Here is a 25145-nt window from a genome sequence, read left to right on the forward strand (position 1 = left end):
CAGGAGATCAGGGAGTCGGGTCGGCCGGCGAGCCGGCGCCGCTCTTGTCGGTCGTCATGCCGATCTACAACGAGCAGGAGGCGCTGCCGCTGACCGTGCACCGCCTGCGCCCGATCCTCGACGGGTTGGGGATCACCTACGAGGTGGTCGGCATCGACGACGGCAGCACGGACGCCACCCCGGTGCTGATGCAGAAGATCCGCCAGGACTGGCCGGAGTTCCGCATCGTCCGCTTCGCCCGCAACTCCGGGCACCAGGCCGCGCTCACGGCCGGCATCCACCGCGCCTTCGGCGACTACGTCGTCTCCATCGACGCCGACCTCCAGGACCCGCCGGAGAAGATCCCCGAGATGCTCTCGCTCGCGCGGGAGCAGGGCCTCGACGTGGTCTACGGCGTTCGCGGCGACCGCGGCACCGACACGGTCTTCAAGCGCCGCACCGCCGGCGGCTACTACTGGCTGATGCGCAAGCTCGTCGGCAAGAAGATGCCGAACCAGGCCGGCGACTTCCGCCTGCTCAGCCGTGCCGCGGTGGACGCGCTCAAGGCGATGCCCGAGCACCAGCCGGTCTACCGGCTGCTGGTGCCGTGGCTCGGTTTCCCGAGCGGCGAGGTCGTCTACGTGCGCGAGGAGCGGGTCGCCGGTTCGACCCACTACCCGCTGTCCAAGATGGTCCGCCTGGCCGTCGACAGCGTCACCAACTTCTCGGCGAGCCCGTTGCGGCTCGCCACCTGGCTCGGCCTGCTGAGCTTCCTGGTCTGCTTCGCCCTCGGTGTCTACACCGTGGTCGCGTACGCGCTCGACAAGACCGTCCCCGGCTGGTCCTCGCTGTTCATGGGCATGCTGTTCCTCGGCGCCGTCCAGCTCGTCTGCATGGGTCTGCTGGGTGAGTACGTCGGGCGCATCTACTCGGCGGCCCAGGCCAGACCGGCCTACTTCGTCGGCTACGACTCGGCGGACGGGCCCGACCCCGCGACGGCTCGTCGCAGCGCCTCCTACACGGGCTGACCCGGAGTCGTTCCGCCGCCGGTCGACGGACCGCGGCCGGCCTCCGCCAGGCTGCCGTGCTGCGAGCTGCGAGCTCGGACGAGAGAACGGACACCATGCATACGAACAGCACCGCGACCGGAGCCGCCCCGGCCACCGGAGGACGTCCGGGGGTCCCGGCGCCGTCCGGCGGGCTGTCCGGCGGCGCGACGGACGGGGGCTCCGGGGCGCACGCCCTCTGGCGCTTCCTGCCCGCCGTCTCGGCCTACCTGCTCCTGGTGGGGCTGCTGCTGGCCGCGGACACCAGGGTCGGCGACATCGCCCGGTACACCTTCTACGCGGGCTGGGGCGTGGTGCTCCCGGGCACCCTGGTCTTCCGGGCCCTGCGCAGGCGTCCGCACACCCTGCTGGAGGACCTGGTCTTCGGTGCGGTGACCGGGCTGGTGCTGGAACTGGCGGCGTGGGCGGTCCTCGTCCGCGCCGGACTGCAGTCGGTGGCCGTCGGCTGGCCGCTCGCGGTGGTCGTCCCGTTCGCGCTCGTCCCGGGCCTGCGCCGGCACTGGCGACCCGGTGGCTACCGGCGGCTGTCCCTCGGCTGTTCCTGGTCGACGGCCGCGGTGGTGGGCCTGACCAGCCTGTACTACTACCAGGTCTTCCTGTCGAAGTTCCCGGTCCTGGCGACGGACGAGCGGTCCCGGCTGTTCGGCGACATGCCGTACATGCTGTCGCTGGCGGCCGACGCCAAGCAGCACGTGCCGCTGACCGTGCCGCAGGTGGCGGGGGAGCCGCTCCACTACCACTGGTTCACGTTCGCGCACATGGCGATGACCGACATGGTCGGCCACATCGACCTGCCGGTGGTCGAGACCAGGCTGCTCGTCCCCGCGTTCGCCGCGCTCGGTGTGTTGATCATGACCGTGGTGGCCCAGCGGATCACCGGTCGGGCGTGGGCGGGACCGTTGGCCGCGGTGCTGCTCTTCGCGGTGGGGGAGTTCACCGCGGTCTACCCGAACACCGTGATGAGCTGGACCTTCGGCGCGCCGGCCGTCCGGCTGATGTCCTGGTCGAGCATGTCGCTGACGTACAGCCAGCCGCTGCTGATCGCGCTGGTCGGCGTGGTCGCCGACGGGCTCCGACGGGTCGCCCGTCCGGGCGGCGAGGACGGGCCGTTCCAGGCACCGCAGTTCGGGCGGGGCGTCTTCGTCCTGACGGCGATGTTCGCGACCGCCTCCAGCGCGGCCAAGGCGAGCACCCTCCCGGTGGCCCTCGCGGGTCTGGCCGTCGCCGGTCTGGCGGTCGTGATCAGGAGCAGGTGCATCCCCTGGACGGTCGTCGGGCTGGGCGGGGCCATCGCGGGAGCGCAGCTCTTCGCGACGGCGGTGATCTTCGACTTCGAGAGCTACGGCCTGGAGGTCATCCCCTTCGGCAACATCCAGAAGTACTGGGCCGAACCCCTGGAGGGCCGGCCGGTGCTGGCCCAGAGCGGCCTGGTCGTGGCCGTCCTGATCGCCTTCCTCCTGAACCACCAGATCAAGCTCCTGGGCGCGGTGCCGCTGCTGTGGCGCCGCCGGCTCCGGCTGGAGCCGGCGCAGTGGTTCCTGCTCGGCGCGGCGGTGGCCGGACCGGCGGCCTACCTGGTGGTCAACGGCTACAACGCCAGCTACTTCACCATCTCCGCGATGCCCTTCGGGGCGGTGCTGTCCGCCTGGGGGTACTGCGAGGCCTTCGAGCGGGCCAGGCTGCCCAGGGCCGGCAAGGCCGCCCTTGCCGTCGGCGCGGTGGCCCTGACCGGGCTGCTCACCTGGCTCTCGTACCGGTACTCGGCGACCTGGGAGACCTTCCTGCACGAGCACACCGGCGACGGCACCGGCACCGAGCCGTACACGCCGCTGCTGCCGGCGCTGAGCGTGGCGGCCGCGTTCGCGGTGCTGGCGCTCCTCCTGGGGCTGCTCTGGCGGCTGCTCTCCCGGGGGGCGCGCGGCCTGCGGCGCCGGGGCGGGGTCGTCCTGCTGACCGCCGGACTGACGCTCGGCACCCCGGGCCTGGCCCTCGACGCCGTCCAGGCCCAGGAGATGATGTGGGACGGCAGCTGGGTGATGCCGGCGAGCCAGGTGAACGCCGCCCGCTGGATCCGCTCGCACAGCGAGCCCTCGGACATCCTGGCGACGAACAGCCACTGCTGGCAGTACGAGGACTACGCGGACGGCCTGCCGTGCGCCAACTACCGTTCGCACTGGCTCAGCGGCTACTCGGAGCGCTCGGTCCTGATCGAGGGCTGGGCCTACGCGCCGAGGCTGATGGCCACCGCGAACGGGGCGTCGGCCTCCGGCTCGCCGTTCTGGGACACCGAGCTGTTCCAGCTCAACGAGGCCGCGTTCTACGCGCCGACGCCGGACATCCTGAAGCGGCTGCACCGTGATCACAAGGTCCGCTACCTGGTGGTCCAGCGGAAGGCGGGCGAGGAGTCGCCGCAGCTCAGGAACCTCGCCAAGCAGGTGTTCGACAACGGCCGGGTGGCCGTGTACGAGCTCTCCTGACCCGACGAACGAAGCAGTGGGCAACCCATGGTCTCCACCGACAACGCGCCGGCGCCGGCCCCCGACGGCCGGGCCGCCGCACCGGCCGGCACCGCCAAGCGGCAGTTGCCGTCGTTCCTGGTCATCGGTGTGCTCAGCACGCTCTTCTACCTCGGCCTGTACGTGGTGGCCCGCCAGGTCGTCGACCGGCAGGCGGCCAACCTGATCGCCCTGGCGGTGAGCGCGGTCGCCAACACCGCCGCCAACCGGCGCTTCACCTTCGGCATCACCGGCTCGGAGGGCGCGGTGCGCCACCAGCTCCAGGGCGCCGTCGCCTTCCTGATCGGCCTGGGCCTGAGCAGCGGTGCGCTCGCCCTGCTGGCCCTGCTCGCGCCGCACGCCTCGCGGGTGGTCGAGGTGGCCGGCCTGGTCGTGGCCAACGGCCTCGCGACGGTGGCCCGCTTCGTCCTCCTCAAGGTGTGGGTCTTCAGGACCCGTTGAGGGGGACGAACCGGGCCACCGGGGGCCTGGCGTCGTACGGTCGTCAGGGCGCGGGGACCGGCTCCCCGGCCGGCTCGGCCGGCACCGGGACGGCGGCCTTGCGGGCCCGGCGTTCGGCCAGCGCGCGCACCGGCCGCGGCGTCCAGTCCTTCGCCTTCAGCGCGGGCTTCTCGACCAGGTACCAGGAGAGCGCGGCGAGGAGGACCGTCCCGCCGAGGGACAGCAGGAGGTAGACCTTCATGCCGTGCGTGTTGCCCCCGAGCGCGGCGACGGCCTGTTCGACGGTGAAGCCGTACACGTAGATGCCGTACGAGAAGTCCCGCTTGACGCCGATCCGTTGGAACGGCCGGGGCAGCCGGACCGCCAGCCAGAAGAGCAGGTACGCGAAGGCCGGGTAGCCGAACGCGAACAGCCCGCCGTAGTGCAGGCTGGCGACGAGCACGACGACCGACAGCAGCGCGAGCCCGGCGTGGATCGGGATCCGCTCCTTGTACAGCTGCACCGTGGCGCCGAGCAGGAAGACGAACGCCAGGTAGACGAAGTACTGGGTGTAGACCTGGCCGAAGACCGGCACATGGATGTAGAAGCCCATGTGGTGCGGGTAGTTGACGAAGCCGGGGGTCGTCCGCCAGTCCTCGAAGACCAGGATCCAGCCGACCAGGGTCAGCAGCGGCACCGTCTTCTTCGCGCGCAGCAGCACGCCGCCGGCGGCCAGCAGGCCCATCATGACGTAGCAGAGCATCTCGTAGTCGAGCGACCAGAGGGAGCCGTTGATGCCGGGGTCGTGGTTGGTGCCGGCCTTCACGCCGTCGTCGATCACGTTCGAGATGTCGAACCCGGTGGAGAGCGAGGCGTTCCAGGCGCCCGCCAGGTACCTCAGAGGCCCGTGCGAGTGCGACCAGTAGCCGTCGAGCGAGTGGTGGGTCCGGTAGTACAGGGCGGGTGCCACCAGCAGGACGCAGACCAGGAGCGACGCCCAGAGCCCGGGCAGGATGCGCAGGGCGCGGTGCCAGGAGTAGCGGCCGATCGTGCTGCGCATGGCACTTCCGGTGATCATGAACCCGGAGAGCGCGAAGAAGCCGACCACCGCGAGCCGGCCGAGGTCGATCTGGCCGCCGCTGAACTGGGAGAGCGGAGCGGGCCGGCCGAACCCGAGCGGGTAGGCGTGGGAGTAGACGACGGCTACCGCGAGGGTCGTCCGGATCGCGCCGAAGCTGTTCACGCGGCCGGACAGACTGCCTCCCCTCAGCCACGCAGGGCGTCGGGTGTCGACGCCCCCACGTATGCCGTGTGAGGGTCCCGCAGGGTGGGTCATGGTCCGTCCGATCCGGCCGGCTGGGGAGCGGCCTGGGAATGGGCCTGTGATGGGGGGCAGGGGGTACGGCTGAGGGGACGGGTGCATCTGCGCTCGTCCCCTCGGCCGGTCGGGCTCCGCTACTGCTGCTTCAGCGAGTCCGTGTAGGCCTTGCAGGCCTGGTAGTCCGGCAGCAGGCCGGTGGCGAGGGCCTCCGAGAGGGAGGGCGCCACCGCGTCGCGGGCGGAGAGCTGCGGGGCGTCGGTCGGCCACTCGATGCCGAGTTCCGGGTCCAGCGGGTGCACGCCGTGCTCGCCGGTCGGGTTGTACGTCGCCGAGCAGAGGTAGGTCAGCGTGGCGTCGTCGGTGAGGGCGCAGAAGCCGTGGCCGAGGCCCTCCGGGATGTAGACGGCCTTGCGCTCGGTGTCGTCCAGCCGGACGAACTCCCACTTGCCGAAGTTCGGCGAGCCGACCCGCAGGTCGACGATGACGTCCAGCACCGCGCCGCGGGTGCAGGCCACGTACTTGGCCTGGCCGGGCGGGACGTCGGCGAAGTGGATGCCGCGGACGACGTCCTTGGCGGAGAGCGACAGGTTGGCCTGGGCCAGGTTCAGCGGGTGGCCGACGACCTCGGCGAGCCGGTCGAAGCGGTACCACTCGGTGAAGTGGCCGCGGGCGTCGCCGTGCACCTGCGGGGTGATCTCGAAGGCGCCCTCGATGGAGAGCTCGCGGAACTTCACTTGGCGGCCGCCTCTTCGAGCAGGCCCAGCAGGTACTGGCCGTAGCCGCTCTTCAGCAGCGGCTCGGCGAGCTCGCGCAGCTGGGCGTCGTCGATCAGGCCGGCCCGCCAGACGGCCTCCTCGATGCAGCCGATCTTGAAGCCCTGGCGCTCCTCGATGACCCGGACGAACTCCGAGGCCTGGACCATCGACACGAACGTGCCGGTGTCCAGCCAGGCGGTGCCGCGGTCGAGGATCGTCACGTGCAGGTCGCCGGTCTGCAGGTAGGCGTCGTTGACGGCGGTGATCTCCAGCTCGCCGCGGGCGCTCGGCTGCAGGTTGCGGGCGATCTCGACCACCCGGTTGTCGTAGAAGTACAGGCCCGGGACGGCGTAACGGGACTTGGGCTCGGTCGGCTTCTCCTCGATGGAGAGGACCTGGCCGCTCTCGTCGAACTCGACCACGCCGTACGCGGTCGGGTCGGCCACCGGGTAGGCGAAGACCCGGCCGCCCTTGATGTCCGAGTGCTCGGTGAGCCGGGTGCCCAGGCCGCTGCCGTGGAAGATGTTGTCGCCGAGGATCAGGGCCACCGGCTCGTCACCGATGAAGTCCGCGCCGAGCACGAAGGCCTGGGCGATGCCCTCGGGCTTCTCCTGGACGGCGTACTGGAGCTTCAGGCCGAACTGGGAACCGTCGCCCAGCAGCCGTTCGAACTGGTCCCGGTCGTTCGGGGTGGTGATGATCAGGATTTCGCTTATCCCGGCCATCACGAGGGTCGAGAGGGGGTAGTAGATCATCGGCTTGTCGAAGACCGGGAGGAGCTGCTTCGACACCGCACGGGTCAGCGGCCACAGCCGCGAGCCGGTGCCGCCGGCCAGGAGGATTCCACGCATGGGTGCACCCTATTCGAGATCGGTGAACGCGGGAGGGGCCGGGTCGGGAGGGTGTTCGGGCGGCGGTAGACTACGCGCATTATGCGCATCCTCGTGACCGGCGGCGCCGGATTCATCGGTTCGGAGTTCGTCCGTCAGCTCCTCGGGGCTGACGAGAATGCCCGGATCACGGTCTTTGACAAGCTCACCTACTCGGGTGTCCTGGAGAACCTGGCCCCGGTGGCCGGGCACCAGGGCTACACCTTCGTCCAGGGCGACATCTGCGATGTGGACGCCGTCGACCAGGTCATGCCGGGTCACGACGTGGTGGTGCACTTCGCCGCCGAGTCCCACGTGGACCGCTCGATCGCCGGTGCGGGCCCGTTCGTGCTGACCAACGTCGTGGGCACCCAGGTGCTGCTCGACGCGGCCCGCAAGCACGGCGTCGGCCGCTTCGTGCACATCTCCACCGACGAGGTGTACGGCTCGATCAACGAGGGCTCCTGGACCGAGACCTGGCCGCTGGAGCCGAACTCCCCGTACTCCGCCTCCAAGGCCTCCTCCGACCTGCTGGCGCTGGCCTACCACCGCACCCACGGCATGGACGTCGTGGTGACCCGCTGCTCCAACAACTACGGGCACTACCAGTTCCCGGAGAAGGTCATCCCGCTGTTCACCACCAACCTGATCGACGGCAAGAAGGTGCCGCTGTACGGCGACGGTGGCAACGTCCGCGACTGGCTGCACGTCTCGGACCACTGCCGGGGCATCGAGCTGGTCATGCGCGGCGGCCGGGCCGGCGAGGTCTACAACATCGGCGGCGGCACCGAGGCCACCAACAAGGAGCTGACCGGCCTGCTGCTCGAGGCCGCGGGCGCCGGCTGGGACATGGTCGAGCACGTCGAGGACCGCAAGGGCCACGACCTCCGCTACTCCATCGACATCAGCAAGATCCGCGAGGAGCTCGGCTACGAGCCGCAGGTCCGCTTCGAGGACGGCCTCGCCGCGACCATCGCCTGGTACCGCGAGAACCGCGCCTGGTGGGAGCCGCTGAAGCAGAAGGCGGCCCTGGCCAAGTGACCGCGAACGCCGCCGCGCCCGTGCGCTGGCTGGTCACCGGCGCGGCCGGGATGCTCGGGCAGGACCTGCTGTCGGTGCTGGGCGCCGACGAGGCCGCCGAGGTCACCGCGCTGCGCCGGGCGGACCTCGACATCACCGACGCGGCGGCCGTCCAGGCCGCCGTCGAGGGCCACGACATCGTGGTCAACTGCGCCGCCTGGACGAACGTCGACGCCGCGGAGACGGAGGAGGACGCCGCCACCGCCGTCAACGGCACCGGCGTGCGCCTTCTCGCCGAGGCGTGCGCCAAGGCCGGCGCGCGGCTGCTGCACGTCTCCACCGACTACGTCCTTCCGGGTGACGCCACCGAGCCCTGCCCGGAGGACGCCCCGACCGCGCCGGTGAACGCGTACGGCCGCAGCAAGCTGGTGGGGGAGCGGGCGGTCGCCGAACTGCTCCCCGAGCACGGCTACGTGGTGCGCACCGCCTGGCTGTACGGCGAGCACGGCCCGAACTTCGTGGCCACCATGCTCAAGCTCGCCGCCCAGCGGGACACCTTGGACGTGGTGGACGACCAGCACGGCCAGCCGACCTGGTCGTACGCGCTGGCCGGCCGCCTGGTCGAGCTCGGCCGGGCCGCGCTCGCCGGGCAGGCCCCGGCCGGGATCTACCACGGCACCGCGAGCGGCCGCACCACCTGGTGCGGGCTGGCCCGCGAGAGCTACGCGCTGAGCGGGCTGGACCCGGAGCGGATCCGCCCGACCACGTCGGAGGCCTTCGTCCGTCCGGCCGCCCGTCCGGCCTTCAGCGTCCTGGCGCACGACCGCTGGGCCGCCGCCGGGCTGGCCCCGCTGCCCGAGTGGCGGGCCATGCTGGCCGAGGCCCTGGCCCGGCCCGTCTTCGCCGAACTGGCCGCCACGGCCCGGACCACGGGGAGCGACAGACCTCAGTGAAGAACGCACTGACGAAGGTGGCTGCCGCGCTACCGCCGGGAACCCTGGCGGTGGCCGGCGGCACCGTCGTATTGGGCGCCGCCTCCTACATCCACCTCGGGGTGGCGGGCCACAGCCTGTCCGTCGACGACATGGCGAACGTCTCGCTGCTGTGGACGATCGTGATGTCGGTGGGCATCGGCGTCTTCTTCCCGATCGAGCAGGAGCTCACCCGGATCGTCGCGGCGCGGGCGGCGCTCGGCCACGGTGCCGCGCCGGTCCTGCGCCGGGCGACCCTGCTCACCGGCGGGATCCTCGCGGCGACCCTGGCCGTCCTCGGGGCCGCCTCCGGCCCGATCGCCCGGGCGATGTTCCACGGGGACCGCTCGCTGGTGCTGGCCCTCGGCGGCGCCTTCACCGGCATGGCCGTCTGCTACCTCACCCGCGGCGTGCTGGCCGGCCTCGGCCGCTTCGGCGCGTACGGCACCCAGCTCGGCCTGGACGGCGGCCTGCGGATCGGCCTGGCCTTCGCCTGCGGCATGGCCGGGGTGCACTCGGCACTCGCGTTCAGCCTGATCCTGGCCGTCGCGCCGATCCTGGCCACGATCCTCACGCTGCCGCCGCTGCTGCGCGCGGTGAAGCCCGGCGAGCAGATCGGCTGGTCCGAACTCTGCTCCGGCCTTGGCCTGTTGATCTGTTCGACGCTGCTCTCGCAGGTCGTGGTGAACGCGGCCGTGGTGAGCACCAAGCTGCTCGCGCCGTCCGACTCCGCGCTGATCGCCGCCCTGCTCAACGCGCTGGTGCTGGCCCGGGTGCCGCTGTTCGTCTTCGGTTCGCTCCAGGCCTCGCTGCTGAACGGCCTCTCCGCCGCGATCGCGGTCGGGGACCGGGCCGCGTTCACCGGGATGCTCAAGAAGATCGGCGCCGTGGTGGGCGCGCTCGGCCTGCTCGGCGGGATCCCGGCGGTCGCCCTCGGCCCGTGGCTGATCCAGGTGCTGTTCGGCGCCAAGCCGGTGCTCGGCTGCCTCGACTTCTTCTGGTTGTCCGCCGGAACCGTGGCGTACATGTTCGCGATGGTGCTCGGCCAGGCGCTGATGGTATTCAAGCGTCACAACCTTCAGCTGCTCTGCTGGGCGGTCGGCACCGTGGTCCTCGCCGGGGTGACCTTCCTGCCCGGCGACGTGTCCACCCGCGTGATCCTCGCGTACACCGCGGGTTCCGTGGCCACGGTCCTCGGTATGCTGGCGGTCCTGAGGCAGAGTTTCGCCCGTTCGGCGACGAATTCCGCAGGCCTCGTCCAGCAGCCGGGGGACTCGAACGCCGCGGTGTTGAGCAGCCGGACGGCCGGTGAGTGACCGTGTCCGCCCCTCATCTTCAGATCGCCGCGCAGCAGCGCGGGCCAGACCCCATTGATGGAGCCTCCGTGTCCCAGTACGACGATGTTTGGCTGGTGATCCCGGCCTACAACGAGGGCCAGGTGATCGCCGACGTTGTGGAGGGGGCGCGAAAGACGTTCCCGAACATCGTGGTGGTCGATGACGGCAGCGGCGACGACTCGGCCAAGCACATCATGGAGACGGGCGCGCACCTGGTGCGCCACCCGGTCAACCTCGGCCAGGGTGCCGCCCTCCAGACCGGCCTCGCCTACGCCCTGGCCCAGCCCGGTTCCAAGTACTTCGCCACCTTCGACGCCGACGGCCAGCACCAGACCGCCGACGTCGAGAAGATGGTCGCCCTGCTGCGGGAGGGTGACGTGGACGTCGTCCTCGGCTCGCGCTTCATCGAGCAGAACGGGCAGGTGCCGTGGATCAAGCGGGTCGTCCTGCGGACCGCGGCGACCGTCAGCCCGACCGCTCGCAAGCTCAAGCTGACCGACGCCCACAACGGCCTGCGCGTGCTCAACCGCGAGGCCGCCGGTCGGCTGCGGATCACCATGAACGGCATGGCGCACGCGTCGGAGATCGTCAGCTACCTCGCCGGCTCGGACCTCCGGGTCGCCGAACTCCCGGTGGACATCCTGTACACCGACTACTCACGCGCCAAGGGTCAGTCCCTGATCAACGGCGTCAACATCATCTTCGACATCTCGCTGCGGGAGCGTAGCCGCCGATGAAATTCTTCTGGATCCAGCTGGTTCTCATTCTCGGCTCGGTCTCTCTCGCCTTCATGTTCATCCGGCGTTGGGACCGTGCCAACACCCGCGCCTGGAAGCGCATCGCGTTCTCGGTCTTCGTGCTGGTGAACATCTACGCGGTGCTGCGTCCCACCGACGTGACCTGGCTGGCCCACCAGCTCGGCGTCGGCCGCGGCACCGACCTGGTGCTGTACGTGATGGTGCTGGCGATGGGCTTCCTGACCCTGAACACCTTCCTGCGCTTCCGCTCGCTGGAGAAGAAGCTCACCGACCTGGCGCGCACCGTGGCGATCAACGAGGGCGCCCGCCTGAACGAGGAGCGCTTCGACCTGGACCTGCCGGTCTCGGCGCCGGTCGACCGCAGCAAGGCCTGATCCCGTGGCGACCTTCGAGTTCATGCTGCCGTACTACGGCGACGTGGCGCTGATGCAGGCCGCGGTGCGGAGCATCCTCGCGCAGACCGACCGGGACTTCCGGCTGACCGTCATCGACGACGGCAAGGAGCCGGACGTCCCGGGCTGGTTCGCCTCGCTCGGCGACGACCGGGTGACGTACCTGCGCAACGAGCAGAACCTGGGCATCACCAAGAACTTCCAGAAGTGCGTGGAGCTGTCCACGGCCGACCACGTGGTCATCATGGGCTGCGACGACCTGCTGCACCCGCACTACCTGGAGACCGTCCGCTCGATCCTCAAGGCCAACCCGGACCTGGGCATGGTCCAGCCGGGCGTCGAGGTCATCGACGGCAACGGCGAGGTCAGCCGTTCCGGCCTGGCGGACAACGTCAAGGAGAAGATCTACGCGCCGACCGTCAAGGGCCGGCGGCTGATGGGCGGCGAGGAGCTGGCCGCGAGCGTGCTGCGCGGCAACTGGCTCTACTTCCCGTCGATCTGCTGGCGGGGCGAGGCGCTGCGCGCGGTCAACTTCCGTGACGAGTACTCGGTGATCCAGGACCTGGCCCTGGTCGTCGACCTGCTGGAGCGGGGCGAGCAGATGATGGTGGACAACACCACCGTCGTCTTCCAGTACCGCCGGCACGCCGTCAGCGAGTCCTCGGTGCAGGCCTTCTCCGGCACCCGCTTCACCGAGGCGGAGCGGTACTTCAACGCGGTGGCCGAGCGGATGGACGCCCGCGGCTGGCCGAAGGCCGCCCGTGCGGCCCGGTTCCGCAGCGCCTCCCGGCTGCACGCGCTGACCATGCTGCCGGGCGCGCTGAAGCGCGGCCAGCGGGCCGGCGCCAAGGTGCTGGTACGCCACGCGCTGACCGGCGGGGAGCGGCACTGACGCCGCGCGAGTTCTGATACGGCACTGGGCCGGTAGTCCGAATCGGACTACCGGCCCAGTGCCGTATCAGGGTCGGGTGAGGGTCACTCGGGCAGGTCCGCGGAGAACCCGGGGAGCAGTTCACCCTTGCGCGGGTACGGGTTGACCTTGGGGCAGATCAGCTTCCCGAGGTCGACCTTCGGGTCCGACGGGTTCAGGAGCCCCGGGGCCTCGTTGCACTTGGGCGCGTAGGGGGAGCAGTGCCCCTTGGTGTCGGCGGTGGTCTGCGAGATCCAGGCCAGCATGCCGGTGCCCTCGTGCGGGTCGGGCATGTACTTGCTGGCGGTGGCGGAGCCCGCCATGCCGAAGAGCAGGCCCAGCGCGCAGATGGCGCCGATGGCCACGGCGCGCGGGTTGAGGCCCAGCGGAAGCCGGCGGACGGTCTCCTCGCCCGTCTCGGCGGCGGCCGAGGAGGCGCTCCGACGGCGGCGGGCGATCAGGTAGCACGCCAGGCCGACCAGGACCAGCAGGCAGTAGAGCAGCTGCGCGCTGGTGCGCGGGTAGAGCATGACGGCCTGGTCTCGCTCCATGTGGGAGGCGTACCAGTAGCGCATCAGCAGGGCGCTCGCCGAGCAGGCGGCGGCGGTCAGGACGGCGGCTCGGCCTATCCCGAGGGCCAGCGCCACACCCAGGCCGACCAGCAGCAGGATCGTGAAGAGGCCGACCCCGCCGAGCTCGCCGGGCAGCGGCCAGGTGCTCTGGCCGTCGGTGCCGGGAAGGTCGTCGCGCCACATCGCGAAGTAGGTCGGCTCGGTGTAGGTGTCGAAGTAGCAGTAGCGGTCGACCGTGCTTCCGGCGGACCCGAGCAGCCGGACCAGGTAGAGGGACGAGGCGACCAGGAAGATCCCGGACGCGGCACCGATCGCGGTCAGGGCGTTGAGCAGGCCGGGGGTCCCGCCGGTGCGGCGGGCACGCAGCAGCAGCGCCACGGTGAGCACCACCACTCCGACGGCGGACCACACGAACCAGCCGGAGTAGAGGTTGAACAGCAGCGCGATGCCGAGGCCGAGCACGGCGCCGCGGACGGCGACGGTGCGGCGCGGGAGCTCCGGGGCGCGCTGCAGGAGCTGCATCAGCTTGGCCAGCAGGGGGACGAAGGCGACGAGCACGAACGTGGTGTACGGCTTGTACGGCTGCGCCATCGGCAGCGCGGCGGTGACGCCGATCCCGAGCGCCCAGAGCGGGGGCAGCAGCAGCCGCCAGGACAGGTACGCGAGCGGGCCGAGCAGCGCGACGAACACCAGGTCGACGAGCTTGAGCGCGTAGCCGATGTCTCCGTGGGTGAGGTGCTCGGCGACGAAGGCGACGATGTGCGGGAACATCGGCGGGTAGGCGCCGTCCAGCGGCTTGCCGTCCATCAGGGCGCTGACCCAGGCCTGGAGGTTGCCGGAGTCACCCGACTGGGCGTACAGCGGCCAGTCGGTGCCGCGCAGCGCGAGCGAGACACCGGCCGCCAGCACGCCGGAGGACAGGCCCGCGACCGCGGCGGCGGCGAACCGGACCGGGACGTCCGCCCAGCGGCGCATCGCCGGCACCAGGACCAGCACGATGACGCCGAGCAGCAGCAGGAGCCGGAGCTGCAGCGCGGCGAGGCCGCTGACCTGGCCGATCCGCGACATGGGGTTGAGCTGGACGGACGTCGCCAGACCCGTCATGAGCAGGGCCGCCGTGACCGCGGTCAGGATCTCCGCGGCCCAGAGGACGGCGGGTCGGCGCAGGGCTGCCCGTCTTGCTCGGCTGGACGGTATGCCCTGTTGCATGCCCGGGGTGGAGGCGGGCTGCACGCTCGTCGTCACTGTTCGGTCCTTCTGCCTTCCGCAGCGATTCGGTACGGAGGCGGTGTGTGGTTTCGGTGCCGGACACCGCGATTCTGCCAGCACCCCGGGCACGGGATCATCAGGGGCCGAACCACCCTGCCCTAGTAGGCCGTTGTCGTCCACGAGGCAGGAGCGCGTTGGCTCCGCCAGATGGCCGCGTGGCACACTGCCGATGCGCTTCGACTCATGGTGGCGGGAACCGAGGCGCGCCGCCCGGAGCCGACCACGACGAGATCGTCAAACTCATACAAGTAGGGAAGTGTCCCGGTGCAGCCGCTGATCGACTCTGCCCACACGTCCGACGGTCCGGACCGGGGTGAGGACGGCGGCACGAACGCGCCCGACACCCCGGTCGTGCCGGCCCGGCTGCGGGCGCTCGCCGCCCACCGCTGGTTCTGGCCGGCGGCCCTGCTGCTCGGGTACGGCGGGCAGGTGGTGTTCCGCCTGGTGCTGTCGATCCACAACTACTTCCCGTCGGTGCACGCCGACGAGGACTCCTACCTGGTGATCGCGCGGGTGCTGGCCGGCCGGTCGGCCACCGAGCTGCCGGTCGGCGTGGTGATCCCCGGCGGGTACCCGCTGCTGATATCGCCGGCGCTGCGGATCGCCGACAGCCCGGCCATGGCGTACCACCTGGTCATGGGCATCAACGCGGTGCTCAACGCGCTGGTGTTCCCGCTGGCCGTGGCGGCGGCGCGCCGGCTGGGCCTGTCCCGGCCGCACTCCTACCTGGTGGGCACCGCCGTGGCGCTGGTGCCGCCGGTGGTCTTCTACTCCCAGTTCGCCATGTCGGACACCGTGCTCCCGGTGCTCCTGCTGGCCTGGCTGCTCGCGATGCACGGCTGGCTCTCGCCCGGTACGACGGGCCGCCGCGCGCTGTACGCGGTGGGGATGGGCCTGGCGGCCGGCTACTCGCTGGCCACCCACGACCGCGGCGGCGTGGTCGTGGCGCTGACCGCGCTGGTCCTGGTCGTGGTGCTGGCCTTCGGCTGGGCGCCGAGACTCGCCTCGCTGGCCGGCGTCGGCGCGCTCGGGGTGTCGTACCTGGGCGCGCAACTGCTGGCCGGCTTCGTCAGGAGCCGGTTCAAGGACGTGCCGCCGAGCGACGTCGGCAACAAGGTCTTCGAGAACCTCGGGGACAGCAAGTACATCGGCACGATCATCGCCCGCACGTTCGGACAGCTGTGGTACTTCATGACCTCCACGTACGGCTTCGGGGCGATCGCCCTGGTGCTGTGCGTGGTGGTGGTGTTCCGACGCCGGTACACGGTGGCCGAGCGGGTGGTGGCCTTCACCATGGTGGCGCTGCTGTTCGGCACCGCGCTGGCGTCCGCCGCCGGCCTGGCGGACAACGACCGGACCGACAACTGGGTGTACGCCCGGTACTGCGCGGTGCTGGTGCCGCTGTTCCTGGTGGTCGGCCTGGCCGCGCTGTGGCGGGCCGGGGTCCGGGCGCTGCTGTGGTCGGCGCTGGCCGGCACCGTGCTGATCGGGGTCATCCAGCTGTCGGTCGGTGCGTACGCGGGCTCCGCGCTCAAGCTCTGGGTCAGTCCGTGGACGGTGCCGGACGCGATGTTCCTGGCCTCGACCTGGGACGGCCTGCACATGATTCGGACGACCTTCGGGGCGCTGGCGGTGCTGGCCGCGTGCCTGTTGCTGCGGGTGGCCGGCGGGCGCCGGGTGGTCGCCGCCGTGGTGGGGTGCGTGACGCTGTTCGCCGCCTACGCGACGGTCGCCGTCACCGGCAACGTCGCCGAACCGCACGCCAAGGAGCGCAAGTACCAGGCGGTCGGAATGGCCAAGGAGGCGGGCCTGCGCAAGGGCGACAACGTGGTCCTGGACATGGACCTCGACTGGGACGCCCGGATGTCGATGGCCTACGAGGTCTACTGGGGCCGGGTCTGGTCGGACGACCTGAAGGACGGCTCCAACCCGCCGCAGGAGGCCACCGCGTACCTGGCCGGCTGGGCCAAGGGCGCCCTGCCCCAGGCCAGCTGGCCGGACGCGCGGCCCGGCTGGCACATCGCGAAGTTCAACAAGGACAAGGGCTGGGTGCTCTGGCGCAGGGACTGACCTGGGCCGTCACCCGGTCGGGGCCGGTGAGGAGCGCCTCACCGGCCCCGATTGGCATCCGGGCTGCTCCATGTGGCAGTATGTCCAAGTTGCTCGGTTGAGTGCCGATGCTGCGCGCCTCCCGCCGGGAGGACCGGAAGCGAGTCCCATGTACTCGTCGTTCCCGTGATGGCCGTCAAGCGTGAGTTCTACGCCACGGCAGCTGCGGGGCGAAAGTACGGGAATCTTCCGGGAAGCGTGAGCGGGGCCTCGACCCGGCACCCCCCACCCCGAAAGTTCGAAACCGACGAAGTACTTCGCCGGTTTTTTGCAAGCGCGAGTGCGACACGCCCGAGCGCGGGGGTCGGAGGGGGTCGTGCAGTGACTAAGGACAAAGGACTACTGAGTAGCCATGGCGGGACAGAAGATCCGCATCCGGCTCAAGGCCTACGACCACGAGGTCATCGACTCCTCGGCGAAGAAGATCGTCGAGACGGTGATTCGTACTGGTGCGCAGGTCGCGGGCCCGGTGCCGCTGCCCACTGAGAAGAACGTGTACTGCGTCATCCGCTCGCCGCACAAGTACAAGGACTCGCGCGAGCACTTCGAGATGCGTACTCACAAGCGTCTGATCGACATCCTCGACCCCACGCCGAAGACGGTTGACTCGCTGATGCGTCTCGACCTGCCGGCGGGCGTCGACATCGAGATCAAGCTCTGAGAGGCGCACCGAAGATGGCTAAGCAGATTAAGGGCATCCTGGGCGAGAAGCTCGGCATGACCCAGGTCTGGGACGAGAACAACCGGGTCGTCCCGGTGACCGTCGTCAAGGCCGGGCCGAATGTCGTGACCCAGGTCCACACCGCCGACAGCCCGGCCGGCTACGACGCCGTCCAGATCGGCTTCGGCGAGATCGACCCCCGCAAGGTGAACAAGCCCCTCGCGGGCCACTTCGCCAAGGCCGGTGTCACCCCGCGCCGTCACCTGGTCGAGCTGCGTACCTCGGACGCGTCCGAGTACACCCTGGGCCAGGAGATCACCGCCGAGCTGTTCGAGGCGGGTGTCAAGGTCGACGTGACCGGCACCTCCAAGGGCAAGGGCTTCGCCGGTGTCATGAAGCGCCACAACTTCCGTGGTCTCGGCGCCGGTCACGGCACCCAGCGCAAGCACCGCTCGCCCGGTTCCATCGGTGGCTGCGCCACCCCGGGCCGTGTGTTCAAGGGCCTGCGCATGGCCGGTCGGATGGGCCACGAGCGTGTGACCACCCAGAACCTGACCGTGCACGCGGTCGACGCGGAGAAGGGTCTGCTGCTCATCAAGGGCGCCGTCCCGGGCCCGAACGGCGGCCTCGTCCTCGTCCGCACCGCGGCGAAGGGGCTGTGAAGGATATGAGCACCATTGACATCCTGTCGCCGGCTGGCGACAAGACCGGCAGCCTCGAGCTGCCGGCTGAGATCTTCGACGCGAAGGTCAGCGTTCCGCTGATGCACCAGGTCGTCGTGGCGCAGCTCGCTGCGGCCCGTCAGGGCACCCACAAGACCAAGACTCGCGGCGAGGTCCGTGGCGGCGGCAAGAAGCCGTACCGCCAGAAGGGCACCGGCCGCGCCCGTCAGGGCTCGACCCGTGCGCCGCAGTTCGCCGGCGGTGGCGTCGTGCACGGTCCCGTGCCGCGCGACTACTCGCAGCGGACCCCGAAGAAGATGATCGCCGCCGCCCTGCGCGGTGCGCTCACCGACCGGGCCCGCCACAACCGCATCCACGTCGTCACCGGCGTGACCGCGACCGAGGCGCCGTCGACCAAGGCCGCCAAGAGCCTGTTCGGCAAGATCACCGAGCGCAAGAACGTCCTCCTGGTCGTCGAGCGCGAGGACGAGCTGGGCCTGAAGTCCGCTCGCAACCTGCCGCACGTGCACATCCTGGACGCCGGTCAGCTGAACACCTACGACGTGCTCGTCTCCGACGATGTGGTCTTCACCCAGGCCGCCTTCGAGCGTTTCGTGGCCGGTCCGGCCGCGTCCGCCAAGGCCGTTGCCGCTGAGGGCGAGCTCGAAGGGAGCGCCGCCTGATGAGCGACGTTACGAGCAAGACGTTCACGGACCCCCGTGACGTCCTGGTGAAGCCGGTCATCTCGGAGAAGAGCTACTCGCTCCTCGACGAGAACAAGTACACGTTCATCGTGTCGCCGGGCGCCAACAAGACCCAGATCAAGCAGGCCGTCGAGGCGGTCTTCTCGGTCAAGGTCGAGGCTGTCAACACGATCAACCGTCAGGGCAAGCGCAAGCGCTCCAAGACGGGCTTTGGCAAGCGCAAGGACACCAAGCGCGCCATCGTGACGCTGGCCGAGGGCAACCGCATCGACATCTTCGGTGGTCCGGTCTCCTGAATCAGGAGATCGTGATCGTCGATTAGGACGAGGACGAGAGAGCCAAATGGGCATCCGCAAGTACAAGCCGACTACGCCGGGCCGTCGCGGCTCCAGCGTGGCCGACTTCGTAGAAATCACGCGGTCCACCCCGGAGAAGTCGCTGGTTCGCCCCCTGCACAGCAAGGGCGGCCGCAACAACGCCGGTCGTGTCACCGCTCGCCACCAGGGTGGCGGTCACAAGCGCGCCTACCGCGTGATCGACTTCCGTCGTCACGACAAGGACGGCGTGCCGGCCAAGGTCGCTCACATCGAGTACGACCCGAACCGCACCGCGCGCATCGCGCTCCTGCACTACGCGGACGGCGAGAAGCGCTACATCATCGCGCCGCGCGGCATCGCGCAGGGTGACCGGATCGAGAACGGCGCTGGCGCCGACATCAAGCCGGGCAACAACCTGCCGCTGCGCAACATCCCGGTCGGTACCACCATCCACGCGGTGGAGCTGCGTCCCGGCGGCGGTGCCAAGCTGGCCCGCTCGGCCGGCTCCGGCATCCAGCTGCTGGCGCGTGAGGGCAAGATGGCGCACCTGCGCATGCCCTCCGGTGAGATCCGCCTCGTCGACGCGCGCTGCCGCGCCACCGTCGGCGAGGTCGGCAACGCCGAGCAGTCGAACATCAACTGGGGCAAGGCCGGCCGTATGCGCTGGAAGGGCGTCCGCCCGACCGTGCGTGGTGTGGCCATGAACCCGATCGACCACCCGCACGGTGGTGGTGAGGGTAAGACCTCCGGTGGTCGCCACCCGGTCTCGCCGTGGGGTAAGCCCGAGGGCCGTACCCGTCGCCCGAACAAGGCGTCGGACAAGCTCATCGTGCGCCGCCGCAAGACCAACAAGAAGCGCTAGGAGCAGGTCAGATGCCGCGCAGTCTCAAGAAGGGCCCCTTCATCGACGGCCACCTCATCAAGAAGGTGGACGCTCAGAACGAGGCGGGTACTCAGAACGTCATCAAGACCTGGTCCCGTCGTTCCGTGATCTCCCCGAGCATGCTCGGTCACACGATCGCGGTTCACGATGGCCGTAAGCACGTCCCGGTGTTCGTCACCGAGTCGATGGTCGGCCACAAGCTCGGCGAGTTCGCTCCGACCCGCACCTTCCGTGGCCACGTGAAGGATGACCGGAAGTCGAAGCGCCGCTAGAGAGCCCATCAGTGGCCCCTGGCCACGGGCTGAGCTTGCGCGCCAATAAGACTCAATGACTTACTCCATTAAGGGGACAACCATGGAAGCCAGGGCACAGGCGCGGTACATCCGCGTGACGCCCATGAAGGCCCGCCGCGTGGTGGACCTCATCCGTGGCATGAATGCCACGGAGGCCCAGGCCGTCCTGCGTTTCGCTCCGCAGGCCGCCACCGTGCCGGTCGGCAAGGTGCTCGACAGCGCCATCGCCAACGCCGCGCACAACTACAACCACTCCAACGTGGACGACCTCTACATCTCCGAGGCGTACGTTGACGAGGGCCCGACCCTGAAGCGGTTCCGTCCGCGTGCCCAGGGCCGCGCCTACCGGATCCGCAAGCGGACCAGCCACATCACCGTGGTCGTCAGCAGCAAGGAAGGGACCCGGTAATGGGCCAGAAGGTTAACCCGCACGGGTTCCGCCTCGGCATCAGCACGGACTTCAAGTCCCGCTGGTACGCCGACAAGCTGTACAAGGACTACGTCAAGGAAGACGTTGCCATTCGTCGCATGATGACGAAGGGCATGGAGCGCGCCGGCATCTCCAAGGTCGAGATCGAGCGCACCCGCGACCGCGTCCGCGTCGACATCCACACCGCCCGCCCCGGCATCGTCATCGGTCGCCGTGGCACCGAGGCCGACCGCATCCGCGGCGACCTGGAGAAGCTGACCGGCAAGCAGGTCCAGCTGAACATCCTCGAGGTCAAGAACCCCGAGCTGGACGCCCAGCTCGTGGCTCAGGGCGTCGCGGAGCAGCTGTCCTCCCGCGTCTCCTTCCGCCGTGCCATGCGCAAGTCGATGCAGGGCACCATGAAGTCCGGCGCCAAGGGCATCAAGGTCCAGTGCTCCGGTCGTCTCGGCGGCGCCGAGATGAGCCGTTCGGAGTTCTACCGCGAGGGTCGCGTGCCGCTGCACACCCTGCGGGCGAACGTCGACTACGGCTTCTTCGAGGCCAAGACCACCTTCGGCCGCATCGGCGTGAAGGTCTGGATCTACAAGGGCGACGTCAAGAACATCGCCGAGGTCCGCGCTGAGAACGCCGCTGCCCGCTCGGGCAACCGCCCGGCCCGTCCCGAGGGTGGTCGTCCCGCCCGCGGTGGCGACCGCCGTGGTGGCGAGCGCGGTGGCCGTGGCCGTCGTCCCGCCGCTGCCGAGGCCCCCGCGGCCCCGGCGGTCGAGGCTCCGGCTGCCGAGAACACCGGAACGGAGGCCTGACCCCAATGCTGATCCCCCGTCGGGTCAAGCACCGCAAGCAGCACCACCCGAAGCGCCGTGGCGCTGCCAAGGGTGGCACCGAGCTGGCGTTCGGCCAGTTCGGCATCCAGGCCGTGACCCCGGCCTACGTGACGAACCGTCAGATCGAGTCCGCTCGTATCGCGATCACCCGTCACATCCGCCGTGGCGGCAAGGTCTGGATCAACATCTACCCGGACCGTCCGCTCACCAAGAAGCCGGCCGAGACCCGCATGGGTTCCGGTAAGGGTTCGCCGGAGTGGTGGATCGCGAACGTGCACCCGGGTCGGGTCATGTTCGAGCTGTCGTACCCGAACGAGAAGGTTGCTCGCGAGGCGCTCACCCGTGCCGCGCACAAGCTGCCGATGAAGTGCCGGATCGTCCGGCGCGAGGACGGTGAGAGCTGATGTCGGCCGCTACCAAGGCTGCTGAGCTTCGTTCGCTGGACAACGAGGGTCTCGTTGCCAAGCTGCGCGAGGCCAAGGAGGAGCTGTTCAACCTCCGCTTCCAGGCGGCGACCGGGCAGCTCGACAACCACGGACGGCTCAAGCTCGTCCGTAAGGACATCGCGCGGATCTACACCCTGATGCGCGAGCGCGAGCTGGGCATCGAGACGGTGGAGAACGCCTGATGACTGAGAACACCAACGAGACGCGCGGTTTCCGCAAGACCCGTGAGGGTCTCGTCGTCAGCGACAAGATGGACAAGACCGTCGTCGTCGCCGTCGAGGACCGCGTCAAGCACGCTCTGTACGGCAAGGTCATCCGCCGTACGAACAAGCTGAAGGCGCACGACGAGGCCAACGCCTGCGGCATCGGCGACCGGGTCCTCCTCGCGGAGACCCGCCCGCTGTCCGCGACGAAGCGCTGGCGCGTCGTCGAGATCCTCGAGAAGGCCAAGTAACGAAGCCGATGAGGTACGGCCGTATGTGCACCGGGTCCCGCAGGGGCGCCGATGTGAGCAGCGGCCGGCCCGTCGACTCTCGTTGACGATCAGGAGAAAGCTGTGATCCAGCAGGAGTCGCGACTGCGCGTCGCCGACAACACTGGTGCCAAGGAGATCCTTTGCATCCGTGTTCTCGGTGGCTCCGGTCGCCGCTACGCCGGTATCGGGGACGTCATCGTCGCCACCGTCAAGGACGCGATCCCCGGTGGTTCGGTGAAGAAGGGTGACGTCGTCAAGTGCGTCGTCGTCCGCACCGTCAAGGAGCGTCGTCGTCCGGATGGCTCGTACATCCGTTTCGACGAGAACGCCGCGGTCGTTCTGAAGAACACCGAAGGTGACCCCCGTGGCACCCGCATCTTCGGCCCGGTGGGCCGCGAGCTGCGTGACAAGAAGTTCATGAAGATCATCTCGCTTGCGCCGGAGGTGCTCTAACTCATGGCGAACAGCATGAAGATCAAGAAGGGTGACCTGGTCCAGGTCATCACCGGCAAGGACAAGGGCAAGCAGGGCAAGGTCATCCAGGCCATGCCGGCTGAGAACAAGGTCCTCGTCGAGGGTGTCAACCGGGTCAAGAAGCACACCAAGCCGGGTCCGGGTACCCAGGGTGGCATCGTGACCGTCGAGGCCCCGGTGCACGTCTCCAACGTCCAGCTGGTCGTGGAGAAGGACGGCAAGAAGGTCGTCACCCGCGTCGGCTACCGCTTCGACGACCAGGGCAACAAGATCCGCGTTGCCAAGCGAACCGGTGAGGACATCTGATGTCTGAGACGTCTGTTGAGAAGGTGACCCCCCGCCTCAAGGAGCGTTACAACTCCGAGATCAAGGGTCAGCTGCAGGAGCAGTTCAAGTACGAGAACGTCATGCTGACGCCCGGCCTGGTCAAGGTCGTCGTCAACATGGGTGTCGGCGAGGCTGCCCGTGACAGCAAGCTGATCGAGGGCGCGATCCGCGACCTGACCGCCATCACCGGTCAGAAGCCGGCCGTGACCAAGGCTCGCAAGTCCATCGCGCAGTTCAAGCTGCGCGAGGGCCAGCCGATCGGCACCCACGTCACCCTCCGTGGTGACCGCATGTGGGAGTTCCTGGACCGTCTGGTTTCGCTGGCTCTGCCGCGTATCCGTGACTTCCGTGGTCTCTCCCCGAAGCAGTTCGACGGCCGTGGCAACTACACCTTCGGTCTGACCGAGCAGGTTATGTTCCACGAGATCGACCAGGACAAGGTCGACCGTCAGCGCGGTATGGACATCACCGTCGTGACCACCGCTCAGACCGACGACGAGGGCCGGGCGCTCCTGCGCGCTCTGGGCTTCCCGTTCAAGGAGGCGTGAGCCAATGGCGAAGAAGTCCCTCATCGCGAAGGCCGAGCGTAAGCCGAAGTTCGGCGTCCGGGCCTACACCCGGTGCCAGCGCTGCGGCCGTCCGCACTCGGTGTACCGCAAGTTCGGCCTGTGCCGTGTCTGCCTCCGTGAGATGGCGCACCGCGGCGAGCTGCCGGGCGTGACCAAGAGCTCCTGGTAGTCCAGGCGCTTTAGGCACACAGCGACGCAGAGGTGCCCGATCCCACACCGGTCCGTTTTGGGCCTGCCGTACGGAGTCCCGTAAGGTAGTGGGGTCGGGCCCCCTGCCGCGGCTTCCCCATGGACGTCCGTGGCCCTTCAGAGGAAGGGCTCGCACCCAGTCTTACTACGTCGTAGGTCCCCTGCGCTTGTGCCCCTGACGAACTCGGAAGAGTGCGGAAGGGGGACCTGGCGCGGAGAAACCACGGCGAGAGAGGCCTGAGGCCATCATGACCATGACCGACCCCATCGCAGACATGCTCACGCGTCTGCGTAACGCGAACTCGGCGTACCACGACACCGTGGCGATGCCGGCCAGCAAGATCAAGGCGCACGTCGCCCAGATCCTGCAGCAGGAGGGGTACATCTCCTCCTACAAGGTTGAGGAGCCGGCTGAGGGCGAGGTCGGCAAGAAGCTGACCATCGAGCTCAAGTTCGGCCCCAACCGTGAGCGCTCCATCGCCGGCATCAAGCGCATCAGCAAGCCGGGTCTGCGCGTTTACGCAAAGTCCACCAACCTGCCGAAGGTTCTCGGCGGCCTGGGCGTGGCGATCATCTCCACGTCGTCCGGCCTCCTGACCGACAAGCAGGCCGCCAAGAAGGGCGTAGGCGGAGAAGTTCTCGCCTACGTCTGGTAATTCGGGAAACGGAGGTACAGCAATGTCGCGCATTGGACGGCTGCCCATCCAGGTCCCCGCTGGCGTGGACGTCACCATCGATGGCCAGGCGGTCTCGGTGAAGGGCCCGAAGGGCTCGCTCACCCACGTCGTCGCCGAGCCGATCGGGATCGGCAAGGGCGAGGACGGCACTGTGCTCGTCTCTCGTCCGAACGACGAGCGTCGCTCGAAGGCCCTGCACGGCCTGACCCGCACGCTGGTGGCGAACATGATCACCGGCGTGACCGCGGGCTACCGCAAGTCGCTGGAGATCAGCGGTGTTGGTTACCGTGTGACCGCGAAGGGCTCCGACATGGAGTTCGCGCTCGGTTACAGCCACCCGATCCTGATCACCGCGCCGGAGGGCATCTCCTTCGTCGTCGAGTCGCCCACCAAGTTCCACGTGGACGGCATCGACAAGCAGAAGGTCGGCGAGGTCGCCGCGAACATCCGCAAGCTGCGCAAGCCCGACCCGTACAAGGCCAAGGGTGTCAAGTACGCGGGCGAGGTCATCCGCCGCAAGGTCGGAAAGAGTGGTAAGTAAGCGATGAGTGTCTCTGTCAAGATCGGCAAGGGCAACGCCTACAAGAGCGCCGCTCGCAAGCGCCGCGCGATCCGCGTTCGCAAGCGCGTCGTCGGCACCGAGGTGCGTCCGCGTCTCGTCGTGACGCGCTCGAACCGTCACATGGTCGCCCAGGTCATCGACGACGCCAAGGGTCACACCCTGGCGTCGGCGTCCACCCTCGACGTGTCCATCAAGGGCGCCGAGGGCGACAAGACCGAGCTGGCCAAGAAGGTCGGGAGCCTGGTCGCCGAGCGCGCCAAGGCCGCCGGCATCGAGTCGGTCGTCTTCGACCGCGCGGGCAACCGGTACGCCGGCCGCATCGCCGCCCTGGCGGACGCGGCCCGTGAGGCCGGGCTCGACTTCTAAGCCGCTCGTCGACTCTGTCGA

General features: G+C 69.3%; 32 protein-coding genes. 28 read left to right on the forward strand and 4 right to left on the reverse strand.

Annotation, left to right across the window (positions count from 1 at the left end; genetic code table 11):
* The first annotated feature begins 56 nt into the window (after nt 1-56).
* The 3 genes from ACZ5OX_RS09925 (at nt 57) to ACZ5OX_RS09935 (ending at nt 4003) form a co-directional block, all read left to right on the forward strand.
* A complete protein-coding gene (locus tag ACZ5OX_RS09925; protein ID WP_392867389.1) occupies nt 57-1007 on the forward strand; it encodes a glycosyltransferase family 2 protein in 951 nt (316 codons plus the stop codon).
* Between the two features lie 95 nt (nt 1008-1102).
* Nucleotides 1103-3523 carry a hypothetical protein gene (locus ACZ5OX_RS09930; RefSeq protein ID WP_465629456.1) on the forward strand — a complete coding sequence of 807 codons (2421 nt, stop codon included), beginning with the start codon at nt 1103-1105 and terminating at the stop codon, nt 3521-3523.
* 27 nt (nt 3524-3550) lie between these two features.
* On the forward strand, nt 3551-4003 hold the full coding sequence (locus tag ACZ5OX_RS09935; RefSeq protein ID WP_449788170.1) for a GtrA family protein: 453 nt from the start codon (nt 3551-3553) through the stop codon (nt 4001-4003).
* Between the two features lie 43 nt (nt 4004-4046).
* On the opposite strand, the gene ACZ5OX_RS09940 is transcribed toward ACZ5OX_RS09935, so the two are convergent.
* The 3 genes from ACZ5OX_RS09940 to rfbA form a co-directional block, all read right to left on the reverse strand.
* Entirely contained in the window at nt 4047-5225 is a 1179-nt protein-coding gene (locus ACZ5OX_RS09940) for an acyltransferase family protein (protein ID WP_465629457.1), read from the reverse strand.
* A 212-nt stretch (nt 5226-5437) separates the two neighbouring features.
* The gene (rfbC, locus tag ACZ5OX_RS09945; RefSeq protein ID WP_402406044.1) at nt 5438-6037 is read right to left on the reverse strand and encodes a dTDP-4-dehydrorhamnose 3,5-epimerase; all 600 of its coding nucleotides are present in this window, start codon (nt 6035-6037) and stop codon (nt 5438-5440) included.
* On the reverse strand, nt 6034-6909 hold the full coding sequence (rfbA, locus tag ACZ5OX_RS09950) for a glucose-1-phosphate thymidylyltransferase RfbA (RefSeq protein WP_392867373.1): 876 nt from the start codon (nt 6907-6909) through the stop codon (nt 6034-6036). The genes rfbC and rfbA overlap by 4 nt, the downstream gene beginning before the upstream one ends.
* A gap of 81 nt (nt 6910-6990) precedes the next feature.
* Here rfbA and rfbB point away from each other — a divergent pair, with 81 nt between their 5' ends.
* The 6 genes from rfbB (at nt 6991) to ACZ5OX_RS09980 (ending at nt 12297) form a co-directional block, all read left to right on the forward strand.
* The gene (gene rfbB / locus ACZ5OX_RS09955; protein WP_392867370.1) at nt 6991-7968 is read left to right on the forward strand and encodes a dTDP-glucose 4,6-dehydratase; all 978 of its coding nucleotides are present in this window, start codon (nt 6991-6993) and stop codon (nt 7966-7968) included.
* A complete protein-coding gene (gene rfbD, locus ACZ5OX_RS09960; RefSeq protein ID WP_465629458.1) occupies nt 7965-8900 on the forward strand; it encodes a dTDP-4-dehydrorhamnose reductase in 936 nt (311 codons plus the stop codon). Before rfbB ends, rfbD begins: the two co-directional genes overlap by 4 nt.
* Entirely contained in the window at nt 8897-10234 is a 1338-nt protein-coding gene (locus ACZ5OX_RS09965) for a lipopolysaccharide biosynthesis protein (protein ID WP_465629459.1), read from the forward strand. Before rfbD ends, ACZ5OX_RS09965 begins: the two co-directional genes overlap by 4 nt.
* Before the next feature lie 68 nt (nt 10235-10302).
* Nucleotides 10303-10992 carry a glycosyltransferase family 2 protein gene (locus tag ACZ5OX_RS09970; RefSeq protein WP_402406050.1) on the forward strand — a complete coding sequence of 230 codons (690 nt, stop codon included), beginning with the start codon at nt 10303-10305 and terminating at the stop codon, nt 10990-10992.
* Nucleotides 10989-11387, forward strand: a complete 399-nt coding sequence (locus ACZ5OX_RS09975; RefSeq protein ID WP_402406052.1) for a DUF2304 domain-containing protein — start codon at nt 10989-10991, stop codon at nt 11385-11387. The genes ACZ5OX_RS09970 and ACZ5OX_RS09975 overlap by 4 nt, the downstream gene beginning before the upstream one ends.
* A 4-nt stretch (nt 11388-11391) precedes the next feature.
* The gene (locus tag ACZ5OX_RS09980) at nt 11392-12297 is read left to right on the forward strand and encodes a glycosyltransferase family 2 protein (RefSeq protein ID WP_449788174.1); all 906 of its coding nucleotides are present in this window, start codon (nt 11392-11394) and stop codon (nt 12295-12297) included.
* An 83-nt stretch (nt 12298-12380) separates the two neighbouring features.
* Here ACZ5OX_RS09980 and ACZ5OX_RS09985 read toward each other — a convergent pair whose 3' ends face one another.
* Nucleotides 12381-14132, reverse strand: coding sequence for a hypothetical protein (locus tag ACZ5OX_RS09985; RefSeq protein ID WP_465629462.1), 1752 nt, complete (start codon nt 14130-14132; stop codon nt 12381-12383).
* Between the two features lie 288 nt (nt 14133-14420).
* Between ACZ5OX_RS09985 and ACZ5OX_RS09990 the strand changes: the two genes are divergently transcribed.
* From ACZ5OX_RS09990 to rplR, 19 genes are all read left to right on the forward strand, one after another.
* On the forward strand, nt 14421-16226 hold the full coding sequence (locus ACZ5OX_RS09990) for a hypothetical protein (protein ID WP_465629463.1): 1806 nt from the start codon (nt 14421-14423) through the stop codon (nt 16224-16226).
* 391 nt (nt 16227-16617) lie between these two features.
* The gene (gene rpsJ, locus ACZ5OX_RS09995) at nt 16618-16926 is read left to right on the forward strand and encodes a 30S ribosomal protein S10 (protein ID WP_012785157.1); all 309 of its coding nucleotides are present in this window, start codon (nt 16618-16620) and stop codon (nt 16924-16926) included.
* A gap of 14 nt (nt 16927-16940) precedes the next feature.
* The gene (gene rplC, locus ACZ5OX_RS10000; protein WP_153460994.1) at nt 16941-17588 is read left to right on the forward strand and encodes a 50S ribosomal protein L3; all 648 of its coding nucleotides are present in this window, start codon (nt 16941-16943) and stop codon (nt 17586-17588) included.
* 5 nt (nt 17589-17593) lie between these two features.
* Nucleotides 17594-18271 (forward strand): 50S ribosomal protein L4, encoded by a 678-nt coding sequence (gene rplD / locus ACZ5OX_RS10005; RefSeq protein WP_031063053.1) that lies wholly within the window; start codon nt 17594-17596, stop codon nt 18269-18271.
* The gene (gene rplW, locus ACZ5OX_RS10010) at nt 18271-18588 is read left to right on the forward strand and encodes a 50S ribosomal protein L23 (protein WP_030280768.1); all 318 of its coding nucleotides are present in this window, start codon (nt 18271-18273) and stop codon (nt 18586-18588) included. The genes rplD and rplW overlap by 1 nt, the downstream gene beginning before the upstream one ends.
* A 46-nt stretch (nt 18589-18634) precedes the next feature.
* The gene (gene rplB, locus ACZ5OX_RS10015; protein WP_030232466.1) at nt 18635-19471 is read left to right on the forward strand and encodes a 50S ribosomal protein L2; all 837 of its coding nucleotides are present in this window, start codon (nt 18635-18637) and stop codon (nt 19469-19471) included.
* A gap of 11 nt (nt 19472-19482) precedes the next feature.
* On the forward strand, nt 19483-19764 hold the full coding sequence (rpsS, locus tag ACZ5OX_RS10020; protein WP_035848164.1) for a 30S ribosomal protein S19: 282 nt from the start codon (nt 19483-19485) through the stop codon (nt 19762-19764).
* Nucleotides 19765-19846: 82 nt separating this feature from the next.
* A complete protein-coding gene (rplV, locus tag ACZ5OX_RS10025) occupies nt 19847-20194 on the forward strand; it encodes a 50S ribosomal protein L22 (RefSeq protein WP_030280773.1) in 348 nt (115 codons plus the stop codon).
* Nucleotides 20194-21018: a 30S ribosomal protein S3 gene (gene rpsC / locus ACZ5OX_RS10030; RefSeq protein WP_355253411.1), complete on the forward strand. Its 825-nt coding sequence runs from the start codon at nt 20194-20196 to the stop codon at nt 21016-21018. The genes rplV and rpsC overlap by 1 nt, the downstream gene beginning before the upstream one ends.
* Before the next feature lie 5 nt (nt 21019-21023).
* Nucleotides 21024-21443: a 50S ribosomal protein L16 gene (rplP, locus tag ACZ5OX_RS10035; protein WP_030232476.1), complete on the forward strand. Its 420-nt coding sequence runs from the start codon at nt 21024-21026 to the stop codon at nt 21441-21443.
* Complete coding sequence (gene rpmC, locus ACZ5OX_RS10040; protein ID WP_030232478.1) at nt 21443-21667, forward strand: 50S ribosomal protein L29; 225 nt, start codon at nt 21443-21445, stop codon at nt 21665-21667. Before rplP ends, rpmC begins: the two co-directional genes overlap by 1 nt.
* Nucleotides 21667-21939, forward strand: coding sequence for a 30S ribosomal protein S17 (gene rpsQ, locus ACZ5OX_RS10045; RefSeq protein ID WP_030055826.1), 273 nt, complete (start codon nt 21667-21669; stop codon nt 21937-21939). Before rpmC ends, rpsQ begins: the two co-directional genes overlap by 1 nt.
* Before the next feature lie 102 nt (nt 21940-22041).
* On the forward strand, nt 22042-22413 hold the full coding sequence (rplN, locus tag ACZ5OX_RS10050) for a 50S ribosomal protein L14 (protein WP_030232481.1): 372 nt from the start codon (nt 22042-22044) through the stop codon (nt 22411-22413).
* Nucleotides 22414-22428: 15 nt separating this feature from the next.
* Nucleotides 22429-22740, forward strand: coding sequence for a 50S ribosomal protein L24 (gene rplX, locus ACZ5OX_RS10055; RefSeq protein WP_030263484.1), 312 nt, complete (start codon nt 22429-22431; stop codon nt 22738-22740).
* Nucleotides 22740-23309 (forward strand): 50S ribosomal protein L5, encoded by a 570-nt coding sequence (gene rplE / locus ACZ5OX_RS10060; RefSeq protein ID WP_359820418.1) that lies wholly within the window; start codon nt 22740-22742, stop codon nt 23307-23309. The genes rplX and rplE overlap by 1 nt, the downstream gene beginning before the upstream one ends.
* A 4-nt stretch (nt 23310-23313) precedes the next feature.
* Nucleotides 23314-23499, forward strand: coding sequence for a type Z 30S ribosomal protein S14 (locus tag ACZ5OX_RS10065; RefSeq protein WP_030393303.1), 186 nt, complete (start codon nt 23314-23316; stop codon nt 23497-23499).
* 268 nt (nt 23500-23767) lie between these two features.
* Complete coding sequence (rpsH, locus tag ACZ5OX_RS10070; RefSeq protein ID WP_350503566.1) at nt 23768-24175, forward strand: 30S ribosomal protein S8; 408 nt, start codon at nt 23768-23770, stop codon at nt 24173-24175.
* A gap of 22 nt (nt 24176-24197) precedes the next feature.
* A complete protein-coding gene (rplF, locus tag ACZ5OX_RS10075) occupies nt 24198-24737 on the forward strand; it encodes a 50S ribosomal protein L6 (RefSeq protein WP_359820420.1) in 540 nt (179 codons plus the stop codon).
* Nucleotides 24738-24740: 3 nt separating this feature from the next.
* Nucleotides 24741-25124: a 50S ribosomal protein L18 gene (rplR, locus tag ACZ5OX_RS10080; protein WP_030280785.1), complete on the forward strand. Its 384-nt coding sequence runs from the start codon at nt 24741-24743 to the stop codon at nt 25122-25124.
* The last annotated feature ends 21 nt before the right edge of the window (nt 25125-25145 follow it).

It is taken from the genome of Kitasatospora sp. NPDC032121 (genome assembly GCF_055580145.1).

What these genes read in the sequence shown, in the direction of transcription:
- rplF (WP_359820420.1), top strand. Translation starts at nt 24,198, where the DNA reads ATGTCGCGCATTGGACGGCTGCCCATCCAGGTCCCCGCTGGCGTGGAC.
- ACZ5OX_RS09975 (WP_402406052.1), top strand. Translation starts at nt 10,989, where the DNA reads ATGAAATTCTTCTGGATCCAGCTGGTTCTCATTCTCGGCTCGGTCTCT.
- ACZ5OX_RS09925 (WP_392867389.1), top strand. Translation starts at nt 57, where the DNA reads ATGCCGATCTACAACGAGCAGGAGGCGCTGCCGCTGACCGTGCACCGC.
- rplD (WP_031063053.1), top strand. Translation starts at nt 17,594, where the DNA reads ATGAGCACCATTGACATCCTGTCGCCGGCTGGCGACAAGACCGGCAGC.
- rplV (WP_030280773.1), top strand. Translation starts at nt 19,847, where the DNA reads ATGGAAGCCAGGGCACAGGCGCGGTACATCCGCGTGACGCCCATGAAG.
- rpsS (WP_035848164.1), top strand. Translation starts at nt 19,483, where the DNA reads ATGCCGCGCAGTCTCAAGAAGGGCCCCTTCATCGACGGCCACCTCATC.
- rpsJ (WP_012785157.1), top strand. Translation starts at nt 16,618, where the DNA reads ATGGCGGGACAGAAGATCCGCATCCGGCTCAAGGCCTACGACCACGAG.
- rpmC (WP_030232478.1), top strand. Translation starts at nt 21,443, where the DNA reads ATGTCGGCCGCTACCAAGGCTGCTGAGCTTCGTTCGCTGGACAACGAG.
- rplP (WP_030232476.1), top strand. Translation starts at nt 21,024, where the DNA reads ATGCTGATCCCCCGTCGGGTCAAGCACCGCAAGCAGCACCACCCGAAG.
- rplB (WP_030232466.1), top strand. Translation starts at nt 18,635, where the DNA reads ATGGGCATCCGCAAGTACAAGCCGACTACGCCGGGCCGTCGCGGCTCC.
- rpsQ (WP_030055826.1), top strand. Translation starts at nt 21,667, where the DNA reads ATGACTGAGAACACCAACGAGACGCGCGGTTTCCGCAAGACCCGTGAG.
- rplW (WP_030280768.1), top strand. Translation starts at nt 18,271, where the DNA reads ATGAGCGACGTTACGAGCAAGACGTTCACGGACCCCCGTGACGTCCTG.
- rpsH (WP_350503566.1), top strand. Translation starts at nt 23,768, where the DNA reads ATGACCATGACCGACCCCATCGCAGACATGCTCACGCGTCTGCGTAAC.
- rplE (WP_359820418.1), top strand. Translation starts at nt 22,740, where the DNA reads ATGTCTGAGACGTCTGTTGAGAAGGTGACCCCCCGCCTCAAGGAGCGT.
- rfbB (WP_392867370.1), top strand. Translation starts at nt 6,991, where the DNA reads ATGCGCATCCTCGTGACCGGCGGCGCCGGATTCATCGGTTCGGAGTTC.
- ACZ5OX_RS09935 (WP_449788170.1), top strand. Translation starts at nt 3,551, where the DNA reads ATGGTCTCCACCGACAACGCGCCGGCGCCGGCCCCCGACGGCCGGGCC.
- rpsC (WP_355253411.1), top strand. Translation starts at nt 20,194, where the DNA reads ATGGGCCAGAAGGTTAACCCGCACGGGTTCCGCCTCGGCATCAGCACG.
- rplR (WP_030280785.1), top strand. Translation starts at nt 24,741, where the DNA reads ATGAGTGTCTCTGTCAAGATCGGCAAGGGCAACGCCTACAAGAGCGCC.
- ACZ5OX_RS10065 (WP_030393303.1), top strand. Translation starts at nt 23,314, where the DNA reads ATGGCGAAGAAGTCCCTCATCGCGAAGGCCGAGCGTAAGCCGAAGTTC.
- rplX (WP_030263484.1), top strand. Translation starts at nt 22,429, where the DNA reads ATGAAGATCAAGAAGGGTGACCTGGTCCAGGTCATCACCGGCAAGGAC.
- ACZ5OX_RS09930 (WP_465629456.1), top strand. Translation starts at nt 1,103, where the DNA reads ATGCATACGAACAGCACCGCGACCGGAGCCGCCCCGGCCACCGGAGGA.
- rplC (WP_153460994.1), top strand. Translation starts at nt 16,941, where the DNA reads ATGGCTAAGCAGATTAAGGGCATCCTGGGCGAGAAGCTCGGCATGACC.
- rfbA (WP_392867373.1), bottom strand. Translation starts at nt 6,909, where the DNA reads ATGCGTGGAATCCTCCTGGCCGGCGGCACCGGCTCGCGGCTGTGGCCG.